General features: G+C 68.0%; 21 protein-coding genes. 9 read left to right on the top strand and 12 right to left on the bottom strand.

Annotated features, from left to right (window positions below; translation table 11 throughout):
- Positions 1-39: 39 nt before the first annotated feature.
- Positions 40-2,640: a LuxR C-terminal-related transcriptional regulator gene (locus ALI144C_RS38835; RefSeq protein WP_076992229.1), complete on the top strand. Its 2,601-nt coding sequence runs from the start codon at positions 40-42 to the stop codon at positions 2,638-2,640.
- On the opposite strand, the gene ALI144C_RS58545 is transcribed toward ALI144C_RS38835, so the two are convergent.
- Positions 2,627-2,752: a hypothetical protein gene (locus ALI144C_RS58545; RefSeq protein WP_269086725.1), complete on the bottom strand. Its 126-nt coding sequence runs from the start codon at positions 2,750-2,752 to the stop codon at positions 2,627-2,629. The genes ALI144C_RS38835 and ALI144C_RS58545 overlap by 14 nt on opposite strands.
- A gap of 96 nt (positions 2,753-2,848) precedes the next feature.
- Between ALI144C_RS58545 and ALI144C_RS38830 the strand changes: the two genes are divergently transcribed.
- Complete coding sequence (locus ALI144C_RS38830; protein WP_076992782.1) at positions 2,849-3,427, top strand: MarR family winged helix-turn-helix transcriptional regulator; 579 nt, start codon at positions 2,849-2,851, stop codon at positions 3,425-3,427.
- Here ALI144C_RS38830 and ALI144C_RS38825 read toward each other — a convergent pair.
- From ALI144C_RS38825 to ALI144C_RS38800, 6 genes are read right to left on the bottom strand one after another with little or no spacing between them, the layout of a single operon-like run.
- Positions 3,418-4,095 (bottom strand): gamma-glutamyl-gamma-aminobutyrate hydrolase family protein, encoded by a 678-nt coding sequence (locus ALI144C_RS38825; protein ID WP_076992228.1) that lies wholly within the window; start codon positions 4,093-4,095, stop codon positions 3,418-3,420. The genes ALI144C_RS38830 and ALI144C_RS38825 overlap by 10 nt on opposite strands.
- The gene (locus ALI144C_RS38820; protein ID WP_076992227.1) at positions 4,080-5,543 is read right to left on the bottom strand and encodes an aldehyde dehydrogenase; all 1,464 of its coding nucleotides are present in this window, start codon (positions 5,541-5,543) and stop codon (positions 4,080-4,082) included. Before ALI144C_RS38820 ends, ALI144C_RS38825 begins: the two co-directional genes overlap by 16 nt.
- A 1-nt stretch (position 5,544) precedes the next feature.
- On the bottom strand, positions 5,545-6,849 hold the full coding sequence (locus tag ALI144C_RS38815; protein WP_083753779.1) for an APC family permease: 1,305 nt from the start codon (positions 6,847-6,849) through the stop codon (positions 5,545-5,547).
- Positions 6,849-7,697 carry a fumarylacetoacetate hydrolase family protein gene (locus tag ALI144C_RS38810; RefSeq protein ID WP_076992226.1) on the bottom strand — a complete coding sequence of 283 codons (849 nt, stop codon included), beginning with the start codon at positions 7,695-7,697 and terminating at the stop codon, positions 6,849-6,851. The genes ALI144C_RS38815 and ALI144C_RS38810 overlap by 1 nt, the downstream gene beginning before the upstream one ends.
- Entirely contained in the window at positions 7,690-8,574 is an 885-nt protein-coding gene (locus ALI144C_RS38805) for a 3,4-dihydroxyphenylacetate 2,3-dioxygenase (protein ID WP_076992225.1), read from the bottom strand. Before ALI144C_RS38805 ends, ALI144C_RS38810 begins: the two co-directional genes overlap by 8 nt.
- A complete protein-coding gene (locus tag ALI144C_RS38800; protein WP_076992224.1) occupies positions 8,567-10,000 on the bottom strand; it encodes an aldehyde dehydrogenase in 1,434 nt (477 codons plus the stop codon). The genes ALI144C_RS38805 and ALI144C_RS38800 overlap by 8 nt, the downstream gene beginning before the upstream one ends.
- Before the next feature lie 153 nt (positions 10,001-10,153).
- Between ALI144C_RS38800 and ALI144C_RS38795 the strand changes: the two genes are divergently transcribed.
- Positions 10,154-11,230, top strand: coding sequence for an RNA-guided endonuclease InsQ/TnpB family protein (locus ALI144C_RS38795; protein WP_076992223.1), 1,077 nt, complete (start codon positions 10,154-10,156; stop codon positions 11,228-11,230).
- A gap of 13 nt (positions 11,231-11,243) precedes the next feature.
- Here ALI144C_RS38795 and ALI144C_RS38790 read toward each other — a convergent pair whose 3' ends face one another.
- Positions 11,244-12,026, bottom strand: coding sequence for an acetoacetate decarboxylase family protein (locus tag ALI144C_RS38790; protein ID WP_076992222.1), 783 nt, complete (start codon positions 12,024-12,026; stop codon positions 11,244-11,246).
- Positions 12,027-12,188: 162 nt separating this feature from the next.
- Here ALI144C_RS38790 and ALI144C_RS38785 point away from each other — a divergent pair, with 162 nt between their 5' ends.
- The 3 genes from ALI144C_RS38785 to ALI144C_RS38775 all read left to right on the top strand — a co-directional run bounded on the left by ALI144C_RS38785 (position 12,189) and on the right by ALI144C_RS38775 (position 15,220).
- Positions 12,189-13,511 (top strand): glutamine synthetase family protein, encoded by a 1,323-nt coding sequence (locus tag ALI144C_RS38785; protein WP_076992221.1) that lies wholly within the window; start codon positions 12,189-12,191, stop codon positions 13,509-13,511.
- A gap of 6 nt (positions 13,512-13,517) precedes the next feature.
- The gene (locus ALI144C_RS38780) at positions 13,518-14,756 is read left to right on the top strand and encodes a cytochrome P450 (RefSeq protein WP_076992220.1); all 1,239 of its coding nucleotides are present in this window, start codon (positions 13,518-13,520) and stop codon (positions 14,754-14,756) included.
- Positions 14,757-14,842: 86 nt separating this feature from the next.
- Positions 14,843-15,220 carry a hypothetical protein gene (locus ALI144C_RS38775; protein ID WP_076992781.1) on the top strand — a complete coding sequence of 126 codons (378 nt, stop codon included), beginning with the start codon at positions 14,843-14,845 and terminating at the stop codon, positions 15,218-15,220.
- An 8-nt stretch (positions 15,221-15,228) separates the two neighbouring features.
- On the opposite strand, the gene ALI144C_RS38770 is transcribed toward ALI144C_RS38775, so the two are convergent.
- Positions 15,229-15,804, bottom strand: a complete 576-nt coding sequence (locus tag ALI144C_RS38770) for a TetR/AcrR family transcriptional regulator (RefSeq protein ID WP_076992219.1) — start codon at positions 15,802-15,804, stop codon at positions 15,229-15,231.
- 118 nt (positions 15,805-15,922) lie between these two features.
- Here ALI144C_RS38770 and ALI144C_RS38765 point away from each other — a divergent pair, with 118 nt between their 5' ends.
- Positions 15,923-16,771, top strand: coding sequence for an NmrA family NAD(P)-binding protein (locus tag ALI144C_RS38765; RefSeq protein WP_076992218.1), 849 nt, complete (start codon positions 15,923-15,925; stop codon positions 16,769-16,771).
- Here the strand turns inward: ALI144C_RS38765 and ALI144C_RS38760 are convergent.
- Positions 16,756-17,070, bottom strand: a complete 315-nt coding sequence (locus ALI144C_RS38760) for a hypothetical protein (RefSeq protein ID WP_076992217.1) — start codon at positions 17,068-17,070, stop codon at positions 16,756-16,758. The genes ALI144C_RS38765 and ALI144C_RS38760 overlap by 16 nt on opposite strands.
- A gap of 207 nt (positions 17,071-17,277) precedes the next feature.
- Here ALI144C_RS38760 and ALI144C_RS38755 point away from each other — a divergent pair, with 207 nt between their 5' ends.
- Positions 17,278-18,036 carry a GntR family transcriptional regulator gene (locus ALI144C_RS38755; RefSeq protein WP_076992780.1) on the top strand — a complete coding sequence of 253 codons (759 nt, stop codon included), beginning with the start codon at positions 17,278-17,280 and terminating at the stop codon, positions 18,034-18,036.
- Here ALI144C_RS38755 and ALI144C_RS38750 read toward each other — a convergent pair.
- Complete coding sequence (locus ALI144C_RS38750; protein WP_441297596.1) at positions 18,015-18,752, bottom strand: ABC transporter permease; 738 nt, start codon at positions 18,750-18,752, stop codon at positions 18,015-18,017. The two genes, ALI144C_RS38755 and ALI144C_RS38750, sit on opposite strands and share 22 nt — an antisense overlap.
- 90 nt (positions 18,753-18,842) lie before the next feature.
- On the opposite strand from ALI144C_RS38750, the gene ALI144C_RS38745 reads away from it, so the two are divergent.
- Entirely contained in the window at positions 18,843-21,266 is a 2,424-nt protein-coding gene (locus ALI144C_RS38745; RefSeq protein ID WP_076992215.1) for a TIM-barrel domain-containing protein, read from the top strand.
- Positions 21,267-21,317: 51 nt separating this feature from the next.
- Here ALI144C_RS38745 and ALI144C_RS38740 read toward each other — a convergent pair whose 3' ends face one another.
- Positions 21,318-21,902 carry a TetR/AcrR family transcriptional regulator gene (locus ALI144C_RS38740; protein WP_076992214.1) on the bottom strand — a complete coding sequence of 195 codons (585 nt, stop codon included), beginning with the start codon at positions 21,900-21,902 and terminating at the stop codon, positions 21,318-21,320.
- Positions 21,903-21,944: the final 42 nt, after the last annotated feature.

The following is a 21,944-nucleotide window of genomic DNA, read 5'->3' as shown; positions in this document are numbered from 1 at the left end:
TGAGCGAGCCTCACCCCATCAGGGTGATTTGATCTCATCATGAAGAGCGTCGTGCCGCGGCCCGGGTTGGCCGAGCGACTCACGCGCTCTGCCCGGGTGGCCGTGGTGTCGGCGCCCGCGGGCAGCGGCAAGACAGTCCTGGTCCGGTCGTGGGTCGACCAGGTGGGTGTCGACGTCGCGTGGGTCACGGTCGGGCACGACGAACATGACCCGCAGCGGTTCTGGCTGTCGGTGCTCGACGCGCTCCGCGCGACCGTCCCCGGCTCGGCGCTGGTGCGGGCACTGACGGCGGCGCCGGATCTGGACGGCTGGGAACTCGTCGAGCGCCTGTTGACCGACTTGGCGGCGTTGACCGACCGGGTCTGGCTGGTGCTCGACGACGTGCACGAACTCGGTTCGGCCGAGGCACGCGGCCAGCTGGAACTCCTGGTGATGCGCGCGCCGTCGGCGCTGCGGTTCGTCCTGGTCACCCGGCACGACGTCCGGCTGGGGCTGCACCGCGTGCGGCTGGACGGCGAGCTGACCGAGATCCGCGGAACCGACCTGCGGTTCTCACTGGAGGAGGCCCGGCAGCTGCTGGCCGCGGTCGGGGTGGAGGTGTCCGCGTCGGCCTCGGCCGCGCTGTGGGAACGGACCGAGGGCTGGGCGGCGGGTCTGCGCCTCGCGGCGTTGTCCCTCGCCGGGCACCCGGACCCGGACCGGTTCGTGGCCGAGTTCTCCGGCAGCGAGCGGACCGTGGCCGAGTACCTGCTCAGCGAGGTGCTGGAACGGCAGCCGGACGCGGTGCGCGAGCTGCTGCTGCGGACTTCCCTGCTCGGGCGGGTGAACGGCGAGCTCGCAGATCTGCTCACCGGACGCGGCGGTGGCGAGCGGATACTGCAGGACCTGGAGCAGTCGAACGCTTTCGTGACCGCGGTGGACGCGACCCGGTCGTGGTTCCGCTATCACGGGTTGTTCGCCGACCTGCTGCGGTTGGAGCTGCGCCGCACCGCGTCGGCCGATCCGGCCGTACTGCACCGGAAAGCCGCCGGCTGGTTCGCTGCGCACGGGCAGGCGGTCGAGGCGATCCGGCACGCCCAGGCCGCGCGGGACTGGCCACTGGCCACCAGTCTGCTCACCGAACACGGGCCGGTCATGCACCTCGACGGCGCGGCGGCCACCGCACACGACCTGCTCATCGGGTTCCCCGATGACGTGATCGCGGCGGACAGCGTGCTCGCGGCCCTGTTCGCCGTGGACGAACTCGCGCACGGATCGGTGGAAACGGCACAGAAGTACCTCGGTCTGGCCGAGCGGACCGCCGATTCGGTGCCCGCCGCACGACGCGGCCACGCGCGGCTCCTGCTGGGCATCGTTCGGCTGATGCTGGCCCGCAGGCGGGGAAACCTGGTCGCGATGGCGGAGCGGGGACGTCAGCTGCAGGAGATGGTCGAGGCGGAGGACGTGGCGTGGCTGGCCGAGGACCTGCGCGCGTTCGCGTTGATCAGCCTTGACAGCGCCGAGTACTGGACCGCCAGTTTCGGCGAGGCGCGGCGGCACCTGGAGTTGGGCCGCGCACTGGCCCAACGGTTGCGGCGGCCGTACCTGGAGTTCAGCGGTCTTGCCTGTCAGGCGGCGAACGAGTTCTTCCTGTCCTTCGAGCGGGCAGCCGACCACGGCACGCGGGCAGTGGATCTGGCTCACCGGCACGGCTGGACCGAAGAACCGGCCGCCGGGGTGGCGTACATGACGCTCGGCGCGGTACGGGCATGGCAAGGACGGCTCGACGAGTCGGAAACCTGGGTCCAACGTGCCGAACGCACGATCAGGGCCAACGCCCAGCCGCTGGCGGGACTGGGGATCCGCCACGTCAGCGCGATGCTGGAAATGGCGCACGGGCGGGAAGCCGCGGCGCTGGCCGCGTTCCACGGTGCCGAACGGCTGGCCGGTCTGCTGGCCGAACCCACGCAGTTGAACACGGCGATGCGGGCGCTGCACCTGCAGGCTTTCGTGCGGGCCGGGGAGATCCAGCACGCCGCGCGTGTCCTCGCCGGACTGGACGAACACGATCGGGACCTGGGGGAGATGCGGATAACCCTGGCGGTGCTCCGGCTCGCCCAGTCCGACGCCCACGCCGCGTCCGCCGCGCTCGCCCCGGTTCTCGACGGCTCCGCTCCGCCTGTCTCACCGACCCGGCGGACACAGGCGTTCCTGCTGGAAGCGATCGCCAGGGACACGCTCGGCGAACCCGAGGACGCGGGACGCGCCCTGGAACGCGCGCTCGACCTGGCCGAACCCGACGGCGCGTTGATCTGGTTCCTGCTGCACCCCACACCGGACCTGCTCGCCAGGCACAACGACACCCGGCACGCCGCACTCGTCGCCGAGATCCGCAACCTGCTCACCGGACGAAGCCCCACACCCGCACCGTCCGCGTCGCCGCCGCTCGAACCGCTCAGCGACAGCGAGATCCGGGTGCTGCGCTACCTGCCGACCAACCTGTCGGCGCCGGAAATCGCCGTCGAGCTGTCCGTCTCCCCGAACACGGTCAAAACCCACCTGCGCAACCTCTACCGCAAGCTCGGTGTCCATCGCCGTGCCGAGGCCGTCGCCCGCGCCCGTGCTCTGGGCCTGCTCGCTCCGTTCGTCAACCGCCGTTGACCTTGGCGAGCGTCGGCTTGAGCTGGTCCAGCAGCCAAGGGACGCCAACGACATCCGGGGCCTGCAGCATCTGGGCGGTCGCGATCGTCGTGGCCTGGTAGCGGCCGTCCAAGCCTAACCTACCTTGATGGACGGCCGGGTGGGAGATCCCCACTGTGTCCGGCCTGGACGAACGTCCAGGCCGATCACCGGCCAGTACACTGTCGTCGTGCCAGGCCACCGATCGATCAGTGAGGCCGAGAAACTGGCCGAGGCCAAGCTCGGCGGGATCTCGATCAGCCGCGAGCAGATGGCCGCGGTCGCCAACATCCACCGCGCGGCGATGGCCGTCCGGCAGCACGTGGAAGGCACTGTGCTGCGCGAGGTCGACCTGTCGTGGACGACCTTCGTGGTGCTCTGGGTGATCTGGATCTGGGGCGAGTCGGAGACCAGGCACGTCGCCGAGGAAGCCGGGATCTCCAAGGGAACCCTCACCGGTGTGGCGAAAACGCTGGAGTCACGCGGTTTCGTCCGGCGCGCCGGGCACCCGTCGGACGGCAGGCTCGTGCTGCTCAGCCTGACCGAGGACGGCGAACGGCTGATGCGGCGGATCTTCCCGGCGTTCAACGCCGAAGAGGTCTTCGTGACCAAACAGCTCAGCCTGGAGGAGTGCCGCGGCACCGCCGAATCGCTGCGCAAGGTCGTGCGCCAGATCGAGATGTACGGCGACGAACGCCGTCAGGAGCTGCTGGCGGGCAGCACCCCGCCGCCCCGCCGCAGCGGCAGGCGCCCGAAGAATCAGGCCTGACCGACCAGCGCGTCGAACAGACGTTGCTGAGCGGGGTCCGTGGCCGCGGAATCTTCGGGATGCCATTGCACGGCGACGAACCAGCCCGCGCTCCCCGTCAGCTCCACAGCTTCGACGGTGCCGTCCGCCGCGCGTGCGGTGACGTCCAGGCCCGCGCCCAGCGTGTCGATGTGCTGGTGGTGGTAGCACGAGGCGTCGATCTTCTCGACGCCAGTGATCTCGGCGACCGTCCCGCTCAGCGCGACCGGGTGCACGACATGCCGGTGCCCCGGTGCGTCCGTGTGCAGCGTGCCGCCCAACGCGACGTTCACCACCTGGAGGCCACGGCAGATCGCCAGCAACGGTTTGCCCGAGTTCACCGTTTCCCCGGCGACGGCCAGGTCGAACTCGTCCTGGATCGCGTCGACGTCGTACACCGACTCGTGCGCCGCGCCGCCGTAGCGATCCGGTGAGATGTCCCCTCCGCCCGGTAGGAGCACGCCGTCGAACCGCTTGAGCCGGGACGCGACCTCACCTGCGGCGGGATGGATCGACACGGGCTCGCCGCCTGCCCGCCACACGGCTTCGACCAGCGCTCGCGCGTTGACCTCCGCCGCGTGGCGCAACGCGGACGCCGACGCGGAGAACCGGGCCGGGATCGCGATCAACGGCCTCACAACTGGATCCACGTCGTCTTCAGCTCGGTGTACTTCTCCAGTGCGTGCCACGACTTGTCCCGCCCGTTGCCGGACTGCTTCATCCCGCCGAAGGGCACGGTCAGGTCACCCTCCTCGTAGCAGTTGACCCACACCGTCCCGGCCCGCAACGCACGCGACACCGTGTGCGCTGTGGACAGATCCGACGTCCACAATCCCGCTGCCAGGCCGTATTCGGTGCCGTTCGCCAGCGACACGGCCTCGTCGACGGTGTCGAACGTCATGATCGACAACACCGGCCCGAAGATCTCCTCCCGCGCGATCCGCATCTCCGGCGTCACCTGGTCGAACACCGTGGGCTGCACGGAATTGCCCGCGCGTGAACCACCTGAGCGCAACCGCGCGCCCTCGTCCTGCCCGCTCTGGACGTAGCCGAGCACGCGATCTACATGCCCCGTGCTGACCAACGCACCCATCTCGGTGACCGGGTCGAGCGGATCCCCGACGCGCAGCGTGCGCGCCCGTTGCACCACCGCCTCGGTCACCTGCTCGGCCACGGACGAGTGCACGAGCAGGCGTGACGGCGCCGTGCACATCTCGCCCTGGTTGAAGAAGATGCCCCACGCGGCCGTCGCGGCGGCGCGGTCGAGGTCCGGGGCGTCCGGCAGGATGATGTTCGGCGACTTGCCGCCCAGCTCCAGCCACACCCGCTTGAGGTTGGAATCCGCCGAGTACCGCAGGAATTCCCGGCCGACCGCGCCGGACCCGGTGAACGCGAGCACGTCGACGTCCGGGTGCAGCCCGATCGCCCGCCCCGCGGTCGGTCCGTCGCCCGCGACCACGTTCAGCACGCCCGGCGGCAGCCCGGCCTCGGTGGCCAGCCTGCCGACCGTCAACGCCGACAACGGCGAGAACTCCGACGGCTTCAGCACGACCGTGCACCCGGCCGCCAACGCCGGAGCGATCTTCCACGAGGCCAACGTCAACGGGAAGTTCCACGGCACAACGGCACCCACCACCCCGGCGGGTTCACGGGTGACCAGCGCCAAGGAATCCGACGCGGTCTGCGGCACGGCGTCGTTGAGCTTGTCCGCGAGTTGGCCGTACCACCGGAACGTGTTGATCGTGGCGCGCAGTTCGATGCCGTACGCCTCGGAGATCGGTTTGCCCATCTCCAGGCTGATCGTCAGCGCAAGCGTTTCCCTGTGCTGTTCCAGCAGGTCCGCGATCCTCAGCAGCACCAGGCCGCGTTCGGCGGGCGCCAGCCGGGGCCACGGGCCTTCGTCGAAAGCCCACCGGGCCGCGGCCACCGCGCCATCCACTTCGGACTGCTGCGCGTCGGCCACGTCGGCGAGGACCTGGCCGTCGCGCGGGGATGTCACCGGGAACGTGCGCGTCCCGGTCACGTCGCCGCCGTCTATGTGGTGCGCGCCGGGGAACTCCAGGGTTTTCGCCAGCGCGAGCCACTCGTCGTGCGTCACGTCAACCTCCGATCAACGTGGTGAAGTTGGCCAGAATCACCGCGATCGCCCCCGCGATGCCGAGCGCACCGAGACCGGGCGCGATCATCGTCTGCCACGGGCGCGTGTCCAGCCGGGTACGCCGGAAGAAGACGACCACCGACGCCGAAGTCAGCAGATAAAGCACCATCATGGCCAGCACGGCCACACCGCTGAACCACGAGAACAACGTCAGTACAGGATCCTGACCCGCCACGGCGAACGGCACGACCAGCACGATCGCGATCACGGTCTGCACGAACCCGGCGAACCACGGCGCCTTGCGCTTGTTGAGCGAGCAGACTTTGCTGTGCAGCAGGCGATCACGCCCGAGTGAGAACAGATACCGGTTGGCGGAGTTGTGGAACGCCAGTATCCCGGCGAACAACGACGTCGCCAGCAGGATCGGCAGGACGCTGGTGACCCAGCCGCCGAACTGCTCGGCGATCGGTGCGAACACGAACACCGTGGAGTCGCCGCCGCCCAACGCGGCACCGGCAGCGTCAACGGCCTTCGAGGCACCATGTGCGGACACCAGCATCCAGGAGGTGAAGGCGAAGAACCCGGTGACCACGACAACGGCGAGATACGTGGCCCGTGGCACGGTTTTCCGCGGCTCCCTGGCCTCCTCGCCGTAGATCGCGGTGGCCTCGAAGCCGAACATCGACGCCACCGCGAACATCAACGCGACCCCGGGAGCGCCCTGTAACAGCGCGCTGGGGGAGAAGCTCGCGCCTACCCCGAGCCCCTCCGGCCCACCCCCGCTGACGAGTGTGACCAAGCCGAACACCAGCAGGATGCTGAACTCGGCCAGGACGAACACCGCGAGCACCCGCGCCCCGATCTCGATCCCGGCAGAGCCGAGCACCTGCACGACCACCATGGTCACCAGTGTCCAGACCCACCACGGCACCCCGATCGGGATCAGCCCGCTGACCGTGGCGCCGTACAGCCCGTACATCGCGGCCTGGATCGTGCAGTACGCGAACAACGCGACGCCCGCGCTGACCCGGCCGGCGGTCTTGCCGAGTCCTTTGCCGATGTAGGTGTAGAACGCACCCGCGTTCACGACATGACGGCCCATGGTCACGAAACCGACCGAGAACAGCAGGATCACCAGACCGGCGACGGCGTACGCGGCCGGGACGCCGGGACCGTTGCCCAGTGCGATGGCGATCGGCATGGCACCGGCGATCCCGGTCAGCGGCGCCTGTGCCGACAACACGAAGAACAGAATCCCCAAGACACCTAACGCGTTGGGCTTGAGCGTCGCGGTCCTGGTGTCCATCAGGCCTTCCTGGGTGGGCGGATGCCGCGGAACTCCCAGTCGCCGCCCAGCGCCGTGGACAGCACCTCCTCCGACTCGGTCGGCTGCGCGCCGACGTCCGCGCGGATCGCCGTGGGGCCGGAGACGATGTGGTTGGTCAGCCTGCCGAGGCCTTCGACCTCCACGTCGACCACGTCACCCGGCTGCACCGGCCGGGAGTTGGCCGGGGTGCCGGACAGCAGCACGTCACCGGGGTTCAGCGTGATCGTCCTGGCGATGTCGGCGACGAGGTAGTGCATGTCCCACTTCATCTCGTCGGTCGACCCGTCCTGGACCACGCTCCCGTTGACGTACGTCCGCAGGTACTTGCCGCGGAAGTCCCAGTCGGTCACCAGCCCGGGGCCGAGCGGGCACAACGTGTCGGATCCCTTGACGCGCAACATCGAACCGGCGTCGGTGTCGCGGAAGTCGTGCAGGCCGTAGTCGTTGGCGATGGTGTAGCCCGCGATGTACGCCCCGGCGTCGGTGGGGGAGACGTTGCGGCACGTCCGCCCGATGACGATGGCGACTTCGCCCTCGTAGTTGAGCCACTTGCAGCCCTCGGGCCGCACGACCGCGCCCCTGTGCGAGTTCAACGCCGAGGTCGGCTTGTGGAAGTACGTCGGCGTGTCCGCCAGCTTGATCTGGAACTCCTCCACCCGGCTGCGGTGGTTGAGGTGTACGGCGATCACTTTGGACGGAACGACCGGCGGCAGGTGTGTCGCCTCGGCGGTCTTGACACGACGGCCGTCGCCCGCGACGAGCTCGTCACCGTCGCGGACGGTCTCGACGACCGCGCCGTCGAGCAGGATCCGGCGGAACTCAGGCATGCCACCCTCCTTCGGGACGGTCGAACCACAGGTGGACCTGGCCGGTGCCGACCGAGTTCTCGTACTCGCCGTACTGGCGTGCCGGTGCCGTCCACTTCTCCTCGCCGAGTGCGCCCGCCATCATCAGGTAGTGGGCGAACTTGGCTTCCGGCTTGTACTCGTAGAACTCGGGCATGGTGCGGAGCACCTCGTCGTGCCTGCCCTGTTTGAACCACGCGATCCGTTCGTGGTCTGCCTCGCGCGCCTCCGGGGTACGGATGTGCACCGGATCGCTCGCCTCGTGATCACGCAGTTCGCGCAGCGACCAGAAGGTGTGGGACAGCGCGCCGGACGCGATCACGATCGCCTTGCGGTCGGTCGTGGCGACCGCGTCGGCGACCGCGCGACCCAGTCGCAGGTGGTCCTCCATGTCGCCCGTCTGGCAGACGCCGATGCTGATCCACCGCTTGTCCGGCAGTCCTTCGCCGAGGAACTTCCACAGGTTGATCGTGGCGTAGTAGATCGGCAGGTAGTCGTCGTCGATCGGGGTGATCCACGTGCCGTGCTTGCCCGCGAACCCGCTGATCGCCCGCGCCAGTTCGGGATCGCCGGGGAAGTCGTAGTGCATCCGGCACATCCCGCGCGGCAGTTCCTCCGAGGTGAACAGTCCCGCGCGCCGGTTCTGCGCCGTCACCACGAACTCCACGGTCGTGGCCCAGTGCGAGTCCATCACGATGACGGTGTCGTAGTCCAGCTTCTCGAACACGTCCTCGCGCAACTGCCGCAGCCCGGTGACGAGGGTGATTTCCTTGCCCTCGTTGAGCTCCAGCCGTGTCGCTTCGGGCAGCACGATGGTCGGGACATGGGCGAGCAGGCCCGCGCCGACGATCTCACCCATGATCGGACCACCCCTTCGGTGCGCTGACGGTGTTCTTCAGGTCGCAGTAGAAGTCGAAACTCCAGTTCCCGCCTTCGCGGCCGACCCCGGATTGCCGTGACCCGCCGAACGGCGCCTGCAGGTCACGGACGAAGAAGCAGTTCACCCACACCGTGCCCGCGACGAGTTGCTGTGTCACGCGGTCGGCGCGGTCGTGGTCGCCGGTCGCCAGGGTCGCGGCCAGTCCGAACCGCGTGTCGTTGGCCAGCCGGACCGCCTCGTCCTCGCTGGTGAACGTCTGCAGCGTCAGCACCGGCCCGAAGACCTCCTCCTGCACGATCTCGGAGTCCTGGGCGACGTCGGTCAGCAGCGTCGGCCGGTAGTACAGGCCGCCGAGGTCGGTGTTCGGACCGCCGCCGACCACCGCACGAGCACCCGAGGCCAGCGCCCGCTGCACGTAGCCGTCGATCTTGGTGAACTGGCGTTCGTGGATGTTCGGTCCGATGTCCGTGGCCTCGTCGCGCGGATCTCCCTGGCGCACCGTGGAAGCCTTGGCGACGAACCGTTCGGTGAACTCTTCGGCGATCGACTGCTCGACCAGGATCCTGGTGGCGGCGAGGCACACCTGCCCGGCGTTGTCGTACTGCTCGACGGCCAGGTCGACCGCCAGGTCCATGTCAGCGTCGGCGAACACCAGCAGCGGGGACTTGCCGCCGAGCTCAAGGCTGAGTGGCGTCAGGTTGGCCGCCGCGGCGGCCGTGATGCGCCGCGCGGTCGGCACGGAGCCGGTGAAGCTGATCCGGCGGATGTCCGGGTGGGCGACCAACGGGCCGCCGACCTCGTCGCCGTATCCCTGCACGACGTTGTACACGCCGTCGGGCAGACCAGCCTCGGCGGCGATTTCGCCCAGCAGCGACGCTGTACGCGGCGACCACTCGGCGGGCTTGAGCACAACGGTGTTACCGGCAGCGAGCGCGGGCGCGATCTTCCACGTGGCCAGCATCAGCGGCGCGTTCCACGGCGTGATCAACGCACACGGCCCGGCCGGGTCCCACGACACGTGGTTGATGTGCCCGCGCGTGACGAAGTCCTCGTGCTCCAACTGGAGCAGCCAGTCGGCGAAGAACCGGAAGTTGTGCGCGACCCGGGGCATCACACCACGCCGGTGCGACCGCAGCAGTGCGCCGTTGTCCTCGGTTTCCGTGATCGCCAGCTCTTCCAGGCGTTTCTCCACGCCGTCGGCGATCGCGTGCAGGATCTCCGCGCGCCTGGTCCGCGAAGTCCGCGCCCACGCCGGGAACGCCTTTGTCGCGGCGGCGACCGCCGCGTCGACCTCGGCCGGGCCACCGCGGGCCACCTCGGTCAGGACACGGCCGTCGATGGGCGAGACGTCCGTGAACGTCTCGGCCGATGCGACGCGGTGGCCGCCGATCCAGTGCTCGATCATCGGATTCCTTCCGTGGATGAATTCGGCCTTCGGACTGGAGAGGAAACGGAATCTCTGCGGTGTAGGGCAGGGAAAGCCGATGCGCCACGGTGGATCGGTGTCTACCGGCGTGTCATCGCGAGGTTCACTGGTTGGCCCGCTAGGTTGTGGGTCGTGGCCAAGGTTGTGAAGCGGGCGTTCAAGTACCGCTTCTATCCGACCCTGCGGCAGGCCGCTGAGCTTGCCCGGACGTTCGGGTGTGTCCGGCTGGTCTACAACATGGCGCTGCAGCAGGCGCTGCGGCATTTGCAGGTCGCGTTCACCAACTTCTGGGGAAAGCGCGCCCGATACCCGAGTTTCAAGAGCAAGAAGAAGTCGCGGCGTTCGGCGGAGTACACCACCAGCGCGTTCAGGTGGCGCGAAGGCACGCTGACCCTGGCCAAAATGGATCAGCCGCTGGCGATCGTGTGGTCGCGTCCGTTGCCCGGAGGGGCGTCCCCGTCGACGGTGACGGTGTCGCAGGACGCGGCTGGCCGCTGGTTTGTGTCGCTGGTGTGCGACGACGTGATCGAACAGACCTCGGCATCGGGTGCGATCGGCATCGACGCAGGGCTTGACTCCCTGCTTACCCTGTCGACCGGGGAAAAGATCGCCAATCCCCGGCACGAGCGGGCCGACCGTGTTCGGCTGGCCCGCGCCCAACGCGCCTTGGCCAAGAGGGTGAAGGGGTCGGCGAACCGAGCCAAGGCCCGCCACAAGGTTGCTCGTGTGCATGCCCGGATCGCCGACCGCCGCCGCGACTATCTGCACAAGCTGACCACTCGGCTCGTTCGTGAGAACCAAACGATCGTGATCGAGGATCTGACCGTGCGTAACATGGTCAAGAATCACAGCTTGGCCCGTGCCATCAGCGACGCAGCCTGGCGGCAGTTTCGCACCCTGCTCGAATACAAGGCCGAGTGGCATGGGCGTGACCTGGTGGTCGTGGATCGCTGGTTTCCCTCGTCCAAGGTGTGTTCGGCGTGTGGTGCGCTCGTTGAGCGGATGCCGTTGACCGTGCGGTTGTGGTCTTGCCGGTGCGGCACCAGCCACGATCGTGATGTCAACGCGGCGCATAACATTCTGGCCGCCGGGCTGGCGGTGACAGCCTGTGGAGACGGTGTAAGACCTCAACGGGGAAACCTCCGTTCGGGGCAGTCGACGATGAAGCAGGAAAACCCATGGGCGACCAAGGGAATCCCCGCCCTTTAGGGCAGGGAGGATGTCAACGCTTCTCCAAGACCTTGCCGCCGTCCCACACCACTCCGAGCTGCCGGAAGTACGCCGCGATCGGCTCGCGGACCACCAGCCGGGCGAGTTCCTCGGTCGGGGCCTCGAACAGCTCCAGGTCCGCCTCGCCCCGCCAGGCCGGTCCCGCCTCGAACGACTTCGCACCGGATTCGATCAGTTCGTCGAGCGCCAGGCCGTCTCCGGTGATGGACGGCAGCGTCCGGTGGTGGGCCATCGGGTGGCCGTTGACGAACCCGTTGGTGTCCGACGGTTCCCGCAACGTGACCACCGCCTGAGCAAGCCTTCGGTCCGCCGCGGCGAGTGTCGCACCGAACCGGGCACCGGCCTCGAGCCTCGGCGCCGGGCCGTACGGGTGTGGCCTGGTCATGTGGATCGAACCGAACTTCTTCGGATAGCCCTGGTGGATTCCCCTGGCGACGGCGAAGTCCTTGTCCACCCAGATGTAGACGCAGCGGGAGTAGTGCGTGCCGTCGTAACGGCAGCGAACCACCACGAAGGCTTCCTTGTACTGCGACCGCACGGGATCGAGCAGTTCCTCCCGGCTGTCCGAACAGGACTGCCAGTCCGCCCAGATCAGCGCGACCGCGCCCGGGTCGTCCTCGGCGAGTTCGAGCGGCTCGGGCAGCAGGTCGCGCACGCGGTCCGGATCCGTGCGGTACTCGATCGTCAGCAGGTCGCCCGAGTAGTGCCATGGCGGCGCCGGGATCAGCGACGACTCACCTGTCGCCGTCTTCGGGTAGAAGAATCCGCTGGTCAAGGGGGTGCTCCTCGCGGGCGGCATAGTCGTTTGGCCTCAAACAATGTAGGGCGGCCGGGCGTCGGGGTCAATAGGATGCGGAAAGTGGTCGCGCCCCTTGAACCCGGGTGGTCGACGGCTTACTGTTTGACCCCAAACGATGAGCTGTCCGAGGAGACGTCGGTGAGTGCTCAAGACAGTGTGGATCCCGTCGGCAGGCTGTCCGCGGCGGGGATCGACGTGGTCCGGGTGACCTACCCGGACATGCTCGGCACGGACCGTGCCAAGGACGTGTTGCTCGAGCACCTGCCGTCGCTCGTCGAACACGGGCTCTCGTTCTGCCGCGCGGTGTACCACACGACCCCGCAGGGTGAGACGATCCAGGTGCCCGGCGGGCTGGACGCCGGGCTGCCGGACATCACGGTGCGCCCCGACTTGTCCACTGTGGTCGCTGTGCCGTGGGAGCCGGGCGTCGCCTGGGTCCTCGGCGACGTGACCAGCCCGGAGTCACCCCGCGAGGTGCTGCGTTCGGTGCTGGCCCGCGCGGCCGACCACGGCATGAACCCGGTCGTGGGCCCGGAACTCGAGTACTTCCTGTGCGACCCCGACCCGTCATCGCCGCGCGGCTGGCGCCGCTACACCGAGGTTCCCGGCGCCATCTACACCGCCGGACTGCGCGCCGACCCCGACAACCACCTGCTGCGCGTGTTGCGCAGCCTGCGCGAACTCGGGATCGGCGTCACCGGCGGAAACCACGAGTACGACGGCGCGCAGTTCGAGGTCAACCTCCAGCACTCCGCGGCGATGTCCGCGGCCGACCGTGCGTTCTGGTTCAAGGCGGCGGTGAAGGAGCTGGCCCGCAAGGAAGGCAGGCTGGCGACGTTCATGGCCAAGCCCTTCGCCGAGGCGGGCGGTTCCGGCTTCCACTTCCACCTGTCCTGCGTCGACGACACGGGCAACTGCTTCGACGACCCGGCCGCGCCGCATGGACTGTCCACAATGGCACGCCACGCGATCGCGGGCGTCCTGCGGCACGCACCGGCGCTCGCCGCGCTCGTCAACCCGACCATCAACTCCTACAAGCGGTTCGGCCCCGACACCCTCGCGCCGTGGCTGATCGACTGGGGACTGGACAACCGCAGCGCGATGATCCGCATCCCGCCGGAACGCGGCGCGGGCGCGCGCCTCGAACTGCGCCTCGGGGACGCCAGCGCGAACCCGTACCTCGCGATCGCCGCGACCATCGCCGCCGCGCTGCTCGGCGTGCTGGCCGGTGAGGAACCGCCCGCGCCGCTGGAGGGCTACGGCTACGACACCAGCAAATCGCCTGCCCTGCCGTCGACCCTGTCCACCGCGTTGGACGCGCTCGAAGCGGACATCGAGCTGACCGAGATCCTCGGCAAGGACTTCACCACGTCGTTCCTCGCCTACAAACGGGACGAGGTCGCGCGCTTCCGCCGCCACGTCACGGACTGGGAGTTCACGGAGTACGCCTATCACCTGTGAGGTCGCATGGACGTCGACTTGGTCAACCTGGACAACTTCACCGACGGCGTGACGCCGTGGCGGATGTTCCACACGTTGCGCCACAACGACCCGGTGTACTGGCAGCCGGAACCCGAGCCGAGCTCCGGCTTCTGGGCGATCACGAAGCACGCGGACGTGGTGCGGATCAGCAAGGACACCGAGACGTTCACCTCGGCGAAGTTCGTCAACCTCGAAGAGGTCGACGACGACCAGATCGCCATCCGCGCGTCGATGCTGGAGATGGACGGCCTGCGGCACCGGGCGCTGCGGGGCCTGTTGCAGCGCCAGTTCGGGCCGACCGTGATCAACCAGTACGCGGAGTTCCTGCGGGGACTGACGGTGAGGACGCTGGACGCCGCGTTCGCCAAGGGCCGCTTCGACTTCGTGGCCGAGGTGGCCGCGGACTTCCCGATCAACGTCCTCGCCCGGTTGCTGGACGTGCCGGAAAGCGACACCCGGCAGTTGATCGACTGGGGCAACCGGATCATCGGCAACACCGACCCGGACTACGCGGACGTCCTGCTCGGGAGCGCGGAGAGCGATCGCTACCGGGACCTGCCGTTCCGCTCCCCGGCGTCCCTCGAGGTGTTCGCGTACGGGCGGGAACTGGCCAGGCAACGCCGGGGTGTCTCCGGCGCGGACCTGGTGTCCAAACTCGTGAACGACACACCGCGTGACGGCGTCCCGTTGTCGGCGAGGGATTTCGACAACTACTTCCTCCTGCTGGTGGTGGCGGGCAACGAGACGACCAGGCACGCGATCACCCACGCGATGCTCGCGCTGCTGCAACACCCCGCCCAGCTGGCCAAACTCAGTGACGACCCGTCGCTCATCCCGGGCGCGGTGGAGGAGTTCCTGCGCTGGGGCACGCCGGTGTACCACTTCCGGAGGACGGCGGTCCGCGACGTCGAACTAGGCGGCAAACAGATCAAGGCGGGCGACAAGGTCGTCATGTGGTACGGCTCGGCCAACCGCGACGAGGAGGTCTTCGACGACCCGGACACCTTCGACGTCACCAGGACCCGCAACGACCACGTGACCTTCGGCAAAGGCGGGCCGCACGTGTGCCTCGGCGGCCTGCTCGCCCGTACCGAAATGCGGATCATGTTCGAGGAACTGGTGCCGCGGGCAGCGGGGATGCGGTTGACTGGTGACGTGCCGAGGGTGCGGTCGAACTTCGTCAACGGGATCAAGGAGCTGCCGGTCGAAGTCGGCCGACGGTGAAACCGGGGAAGTCCCCGGTAGTGCCGCCCGGACCGGCATGAGATGCTTTCGCCGCGCGAGCGGGTGTGATCGGAGAGGCGACGCGGGTGACCAGCTGGACCGAAGTGATCAACTACGTGCGAATCCGGTACGAGGTGCTGGAGGAGAACGACGACTGGCTGCGATTCCGCCTGGACACCGAAGGCGGTCGTACCCAGCAGGTCTCGGTGCACGCCGAGCCGGAAACGCTGGAGCTGTCCTCGCCCGTCGGCTGGGCCGACAAGATCGACATGGGCAAGCTCCGTGAGCTGGCCGGTGCCGAGAAGGTCGGCGAGGTCGAGGTGGTCGACGGCGTCGCGCTGCTGAAGCACAGCGTCCCGGTGACGGAGCTGAGCGCGCGTGAGGACTTCGAACCCGTGCTGAAGCAGATCGTCGCGAACGCGGACCACTTCGAGCGGGAACTCGCGGGCACCGACGACTTCTGACGAGTCCGTCACCTTCCGGCGCGGATCCCGTCCAGGAAGAACCTGGTCCGGCGGTCGTAGTCGTCACGGGCAGGGCGAGGTCCGTGCTTGAGGGCGAGCGCGTTGTCGTGGATGTACGCGTGGAGGTCGCCTGCCGTGAACTCCGGCCGTAGCGCGCCGGAGACGCGGCCCGCCGCGATGAGCTCGTCGTTGATCTCCCCCGCGGCCCGGCAGATCTCCATGAGCTGCGGTGCGTGGGGGTATGCCTGCAGCATGACGTCGTTGGCGGCGGGCTGGCGGTACTGGAGGTCGCGGATCGCCGTGATGTAGTACGCGATCCGCTCGCTGATGTCCTCGACAGCCCGGGTCCGGTCGACGATGGCGTACAGCTCGTTCGCGACGACCTCATCGATGACAGCTTCGATGAGGCCGATCCGGCCGCCGAAGCGGTTGAAGATCGTCGCTTTGCTCACGCCTGCCGCCTTGGCGACCTCTTCCAGCGGCACGGTGAGGCCCCGTCCCTGAAACGCGTCGATCGCGACGCGGCGGATCTGTTCGGTGTTGCGCTGGGCGTCAGCGCGCAGCCGAGGCCGGGCGTCCGGCATGCGCTTCCTCGCCTTCCTAATTTGACTCGCCTGGTCAGTTTACTTACCGTCGTCGAGGGACAGCAAACTGACTCAGGTAGTCAACTTAAGCGACTCCGTACGTGGGAAGGCCACAAGCATGATCGTTGTCACGGGCGCCACCGGTGCCCTCAACGGTGCCACCGTCGAACACCTCCTCCAGCGCATACCGGCCGACCGGATCGGTGTCAGCGTGCGCGACGTCGCCAAGGCGCGGCACTTCGCCGAACGCGGCGTGCGTGTACGGCAGGGCTCCTACGACGACCCCGTCGCGCTGCGAGCCTCTTTGGTCGACGCCGAGCAGGTGCTTTTGGTGTCTTCCAACGACATGGCGGCCGACGTGGTCGGTCAGCACCGCACGGCGGTCGAGGCTGCGGTGGTGACTGGTGCCCGGCGGATTCTGTACACCAGCCAGCAAGGTGCTGTCGGCAGTGCATACCCTCCGGCGGCCATCCACGCCGCCACCGAAGCGATGCTCGCCGACTCGGGAGTCGCCTGGACCGCGCTGCGCAACGGCTTCTTCGGCAGCCTCGAACAGCTACTCGGTCCTTGGCAGCGGACCGGCGTGATCGCCATGCCCGCGGACGGCCCCATACCGTGGACCGATCGCGCCGACCTGGCCGAGGCCGCCGCCGTCATCCTCACCGGCACCCGCAGGTTCGACGGGCCCGTCACGCTCGCGGCGCCTGCCGTTACCCTCGACGACTTCGCCAAGATCGTCTCCGGACTCACCGGCCGCACCATCGAACGCGTCGTCGTGGCCGACGAGCAGTGGGTGACCGAGCAGATCGCCGACGGCGTGCCGGAGTTCGTGGCCCAGTTGACGCTCGCCATGTTCCAAGCCGCGCGCGGAGGGTCCTTCGCGGGCCATCATCCGCTGCTTGCCGAACTCCTCGGCCGTGAACCACGCGACGCCGCCGCGCAAGTCGCGAGTCAGATCGCGTCCTGACCGGCTTCTTCCTGTTCGCCGTCGAGCCAGACGAGGTCGGCGACGGCGTCCGGGCCTGTCCGGATGTACATCAACGCGTTCTCGGCTTCGGCGAGGAAGTACTGGTTCCGGCCGTCGGCGGACACCATGTAGGCGGAGTTGTCCGTGAACTGCATGCCCCAGCCGAGCACGTTGACCTCCGAGTCGTCCGTGGTGACGCCATCAGAGACGTCGGTGGTCACGACTGTGGCGAACACGCGCGGAGCCTGGGCGGCGACAACTTCGGCAATCAACTGCTCATGGTCGGTGATTCCGGGCATGAAGGGACTCCTTAGGCTATACGGGGCGCTCAGGGCTAATTGTAAGCGATCGAGATCGATCAGTGGTCAAGACGTCTTGACATGAAGACTGTAAGGACGTCGACACGACTGGTCAATACCAGTCGGCAAGCCGTCCCTGGTGGAGTGACAGTCGATAGCCTTGGCTCCATATCGTGACGTCCTGACCAGTTAGTGGAGGTGCCTGCCGTGGTCGATCGGACCAGCGGCGTGCCCGTCTACCGTCAGATCGCCGACGACCTTCGCGGTCAGATCCAGTCCGGAAAGCTCGCACCAGGTGCGCCGCTCCCGTCGGAGCGTGAACTCGTCGACATCTATGACGCCTCGCGGCCCACCATCCGAGACGCCATCAAGCTTCTCCGCAACGGTGGTCTTGTTGTCGCCCGGCATGGCCGAGGCGTGTTTGTCCGGCCGGATGCCTTTGTAACCAGACTCGCGCGGACGCGACTGTCTCGAACAGCGCGAGCAGAAGACAAGGGCGCGTTCATGGGCGACGCGTCGGCGAGCAACTTCGTTCCCAGCGTCGCGGTCGACGTGCGAGTGGAGGCCGCCGACGACCGTATCGCGAACCTGCTGAACATCGCCCCGGGCGCGGAAGTGCTCGTGCGGGACCGGGTGATGCGCGCCGACGGGGTAGTGGTGCAGCTCGCGGTTTCCCGGCTGCCACGCGAACTCACCAAAGGGCTGGCGGTCGAGGAGATCGAAACGGGACCCGGCGGCATCTACGCCCGCCTCGAAGAAGCCGGTTACATTCTGCGCCGGTACGACGAGGTGGTGGCGGCCAGGATGCCGACCGCCGAGGAACAGTCACGCCTGCAACTGCCGGAAGGCAGTCCGGTGTTGGTGGTGACCCGTGTCGCGCACACAGCAAAGCGGCCTATCGAGGTCAACGACATGATCCTCGCGGCGAACAGGTACGAGCTGCATTACGAGCTGCCCGCAGACTGAACGCGCTGCCCAGCGATCAACTCAACGATCACCAGCACCGCGACCGCTTCCACCAGCAGCAGACTGACCAGTACGACCAGCTGTGTCGCTCCGGCCTGCATCGGTGAGGCGCCGCCGAGCAGCACGCCCACGAACGCGCCCGGCAACGTCACCAACCCGACCGTCCTTGTCTGGTCGAGCGCTGGAACAAGCGCCTGACCCGCGCTCGGTCGGCAGATCAACAAGGTGGCGTCCCGGGGCAACAACCCCAACGCCAACGCGGCCTCGTACTCGCCGTGGCGTGTCTTCAGCTCGTCGAGTGCGCGTCTGCCCGCCAGGGTTGTCGCGGTCATCGCGCCGCCGATGAGGATCCCCGCGATCGGCACGACGGCCACGGGCGTAGCCGGGACCAGGCCGGACAGGATCAGCGCGGCCAACGGTGGCGCGACTCCCGCGGCGATCGCGGCTGCTGACCACACCGTGTCCGACCAGGTGCCGAACCGCCTCGCGGAGGTGACGCTGGCGACGGTGAACATCATCAGCACGAACGCGGCCGTCAACCAACCCGAGTGCAGGACGGCCGTGATGAGCAACGACACCGCGCCGAGTTGCACAGTCGCGCGCACCGCTGCCGTGGCTATGGAGTGCCATGCCCCGAGACGCCCCAACCAGACAAGCACTGCCGTTGCCGCCGCGAACACGGACAGCACGACGACGAGCAACGGACCGAGTTGGATCACCTGCTGAGCGTCCCACGACAAGCAGACATCGGATGTGTAGGCTGCGAGAGGTACTGCTCCCGCCGCAAGGAGCTTCAAGGAGACGTCATGGACGTGCGCCTTGCCTGGCGGCGTGTGCGTGTACTGCTGGTCGCAACGGTGTTGCTGGTCACCGGGTTGCCGTCGCTCGCGCAAGCCGTGCAGTCGGGCCTGCGGTGGACGGTCGACCGCTCGCCGTTCCACCTCCAGGTCTTCGACGGCGATCGCCCCCTCATCGGCCAAGCCAACGGACGGATGTCGTACACACTCGCCGACGGCACACCACATCGCCTCACCAACGTCCTACGAACTGAGCGCGACACATACGTAGTCGCAACGTCTGAACCCGCTCGCACCGCGCACGTCTCTGTGCAGCGCACACCGCGCGGCATCCGGGTGGAGTGGCGCCTGACTCCTGCGGTGGACGTCGTCGAGGTCCGCGAATCACTCACGGGCGACGATGCCGAACATTTCCTGGGCGGCGGCGCCAACTTCATCTACACGGATCTCCGGCACCGCGTGGTGCTCAACAAGGCGCACTTCACCGGTGCGTCAACGTTGGGCCGCTGCAACAAGAGTGGCATGCCGAGTCCCTTCTTCCTCAGTTCACGCGGATACGCGGTGTTCCCGGAGACCGACGCGATCGGCCGGATCGCCTTCCCCAACGCGACCGACGACCCGCCTCACTGCTCGGGCAACCCACCGCCGTGCGCGGTGCAACTCGGCCAGCCCGACCGAACGCAGTTGTGCTTCAAGACCAACAAACTCGACTACGAGATCTACGCGGGCAGGCCATCTCAGGTCGTCAACGCGTACACGGCGAAGGCGGGACGGCCAACCCTGCCGCCACCCCGTCAGTTCGCGCTGACGCACTGGCGCGACACAGTGGCGGACCAGGCAACCGTGGTCGATGACGTGAACCAGCTGCTGAACCGGGGGATCCCCCTCGCCACGGAATGGATCGACAACCCGTGGGAGACGTCGACGAAACTCCCGGGAGAGAGCCAGAACAGCCGTTACGCGTGCAACGGGACGCTGACGTTCGACCCGACCCAGTTCCCCGATCCGCGCGGAATGGTCACGGACCTGCGCAACCGCGGGGTACACCTGGGCATCTGGATCTCCCCGCACGTACGAACCGTGGCGGCCGAACGCCCGTGCCCGGCAACGGACTACCCGCCGGGCTCGTTCATCCGGACCGCCCGTACCGACCCGCTGCAACTGGACCTGACCAACCCGGCCACCCGGGCGCATTTCGAAGCGAAGCTGGCGAAGCTGTTCGCGCTGGGAATCGACATGGTCAAGGGGGACAGGGGTGAGGAGTTCGAGCTGGAGGACGCCACCTTCGCGGCCGGGCCGGGAACCGAGCTGATGAACACGAGCCCGGTCCGTTACGCCAAATCCACAGTGGACGTGCTCCGCAAGATCCACGGTGACCAGTTCACGACCTTGTGGCGTGGCGGATACACCGGTGTGCCGTCCATCGTGAACGGTGTGTGGGGCGGTGACCCGCAGGCGACCTACGACGGCCTGCGGCTCTCGGTCCGCCGTGGCCTCAACTCCTGGCTGTCGGGCCACCCGGCATGGGGAACGGACACAGGTGGCTTCAACGGCGGCGGCCCGGGCGCGCCGAGCCCCACCTTGTTCACTCGCTGGAGCCAGTTCTCGGCGGTGTCCCCGGTCTTCGAGGTCGGGGGAGCGGGCCGGAACGCGACTCCTTGGAACTACGACGAAAAAACCGTCGGCCGATTCCGTGACAACGTCCTGCTGCACTACGCGCTGTTCCCGTACCTCTACGGCCTGGCCCAGAACTCCGCCCGCACGGGAGAACCGATCGTCCGGCCGATGGCGTACGACCACCCGGCGGACGAGCAGGCCTGGGCAGCGGACCAGCACATGCTGGTCGGCGATGACCTACTGGCGGTCCCGGTCACGGCGGATCGCAACGAAGCGGACGCGGCAGCAGGGCAACCCACCCCGGTCGACGTCTACCTCCCAGCGGGCCGTTGGATCGACCTGCACACAGGGACAGTGCACGAAGGGAACCAGCGAACAACCCGGAACTCCACTCTGGACGACTTCCCCCTCTACCTGCGGGCAGGCGCGGCGATCGGCTTCAACCAGAGGATCGACGGCGTCTGGTCCCGGCCGTGGCAGCTCAACGACTTGGACCGCATGGACCGTTCCGGGTGGATGTACGCACCGGGAACAGGCTTGACCCATGCCACCAGCCCTACCGGCGGCACCTTCATCGCCCACAGCCGTGGTGACACGACGACAGTGCTGCTCGCCAACGCCCCTGGGGAAAGCCAAGTGATGATCACGGTCAAGGCCAAGCCAGCGGTGGTTATGATCGACGGCCGCCGCGTCCCTGAGTCGTCCACACTGTCCGGTGATCCGGTCGGCTGGACGACGAAACCGGGGCCCTTCGGCGGTTTGCTGTTGAAACTCAAGCCCCGCGCGGGCATTAGCAGCGTGACGATCACTCGGTGACGCCCGGCGTGAGGGGAACTTTACGGGCGTCTCATGCCGGTAAGGTGGCCTTCACGGCACGTCCGCCCGGTTGGTGATGTAGGAGTTGATCAACCGGGCCAGGTGTCGCCCGGCGATCTCCAGCGGCTCGGTGGTCCGTGACACCGTGGCGGCCAGTTCCGCGCCGTCCAGTGTGTTGATCACCGTGTACGCCAGGTCTTTCACGTCCTGCTCGGGGATTCCGGTGGTCCGCAGCTTCTCGGCGACCAGGCCGCGCCAGCGCTCGAACGCCTCCTCGACGGCGGCCTGGATCTCCGGGATGCGGCCCGCCGTCTCCAGCGCCGTTGCCGTGATCGGGCAGCCGTCCTGCCAGTCCGAGTCACGCAGGTAGTCCGCGACCACCCGGGCCAGTGCGACGATCGCGTCCGCGGGGTCGTCCTCGCTCGCCAGTGCTTCGGCCAGCATCCCGGCGAAGTGCGCGTCGGCGTGCCGGACCGCGTCGGCCGCCAGTTCCTGCTTGCCGCGGGGGAAGAAGTGGTAGACCGAGCTCAGCGCGACCTGTGCCTCCTTGGCGATCTGCTTGATCGCAGTCCCCTCATAGCCCTGGCGCTGCATCAGCTGCGAGGTGACATGGAGGATCCGGTCCCTGGTGCTCATGGCCGCAGTTTACCCGGTGGAACGTTCGTTCTAGTGCGTGCT

Origin of the sequence: Actinosynnema sp. ALI-1.44, from assembly GCF_001984155.1 — a bacterium.
GTDB lineage: Bacteria > Actinomycetota > Actinomycetes > Mycobacteriales > Pseudonocardiaceae > Kibdelosporangium.
Note: the sequence above shows the minus strand (reverse complement) of the source record. Positions and strands in the feature narration are given on the sequence as shown.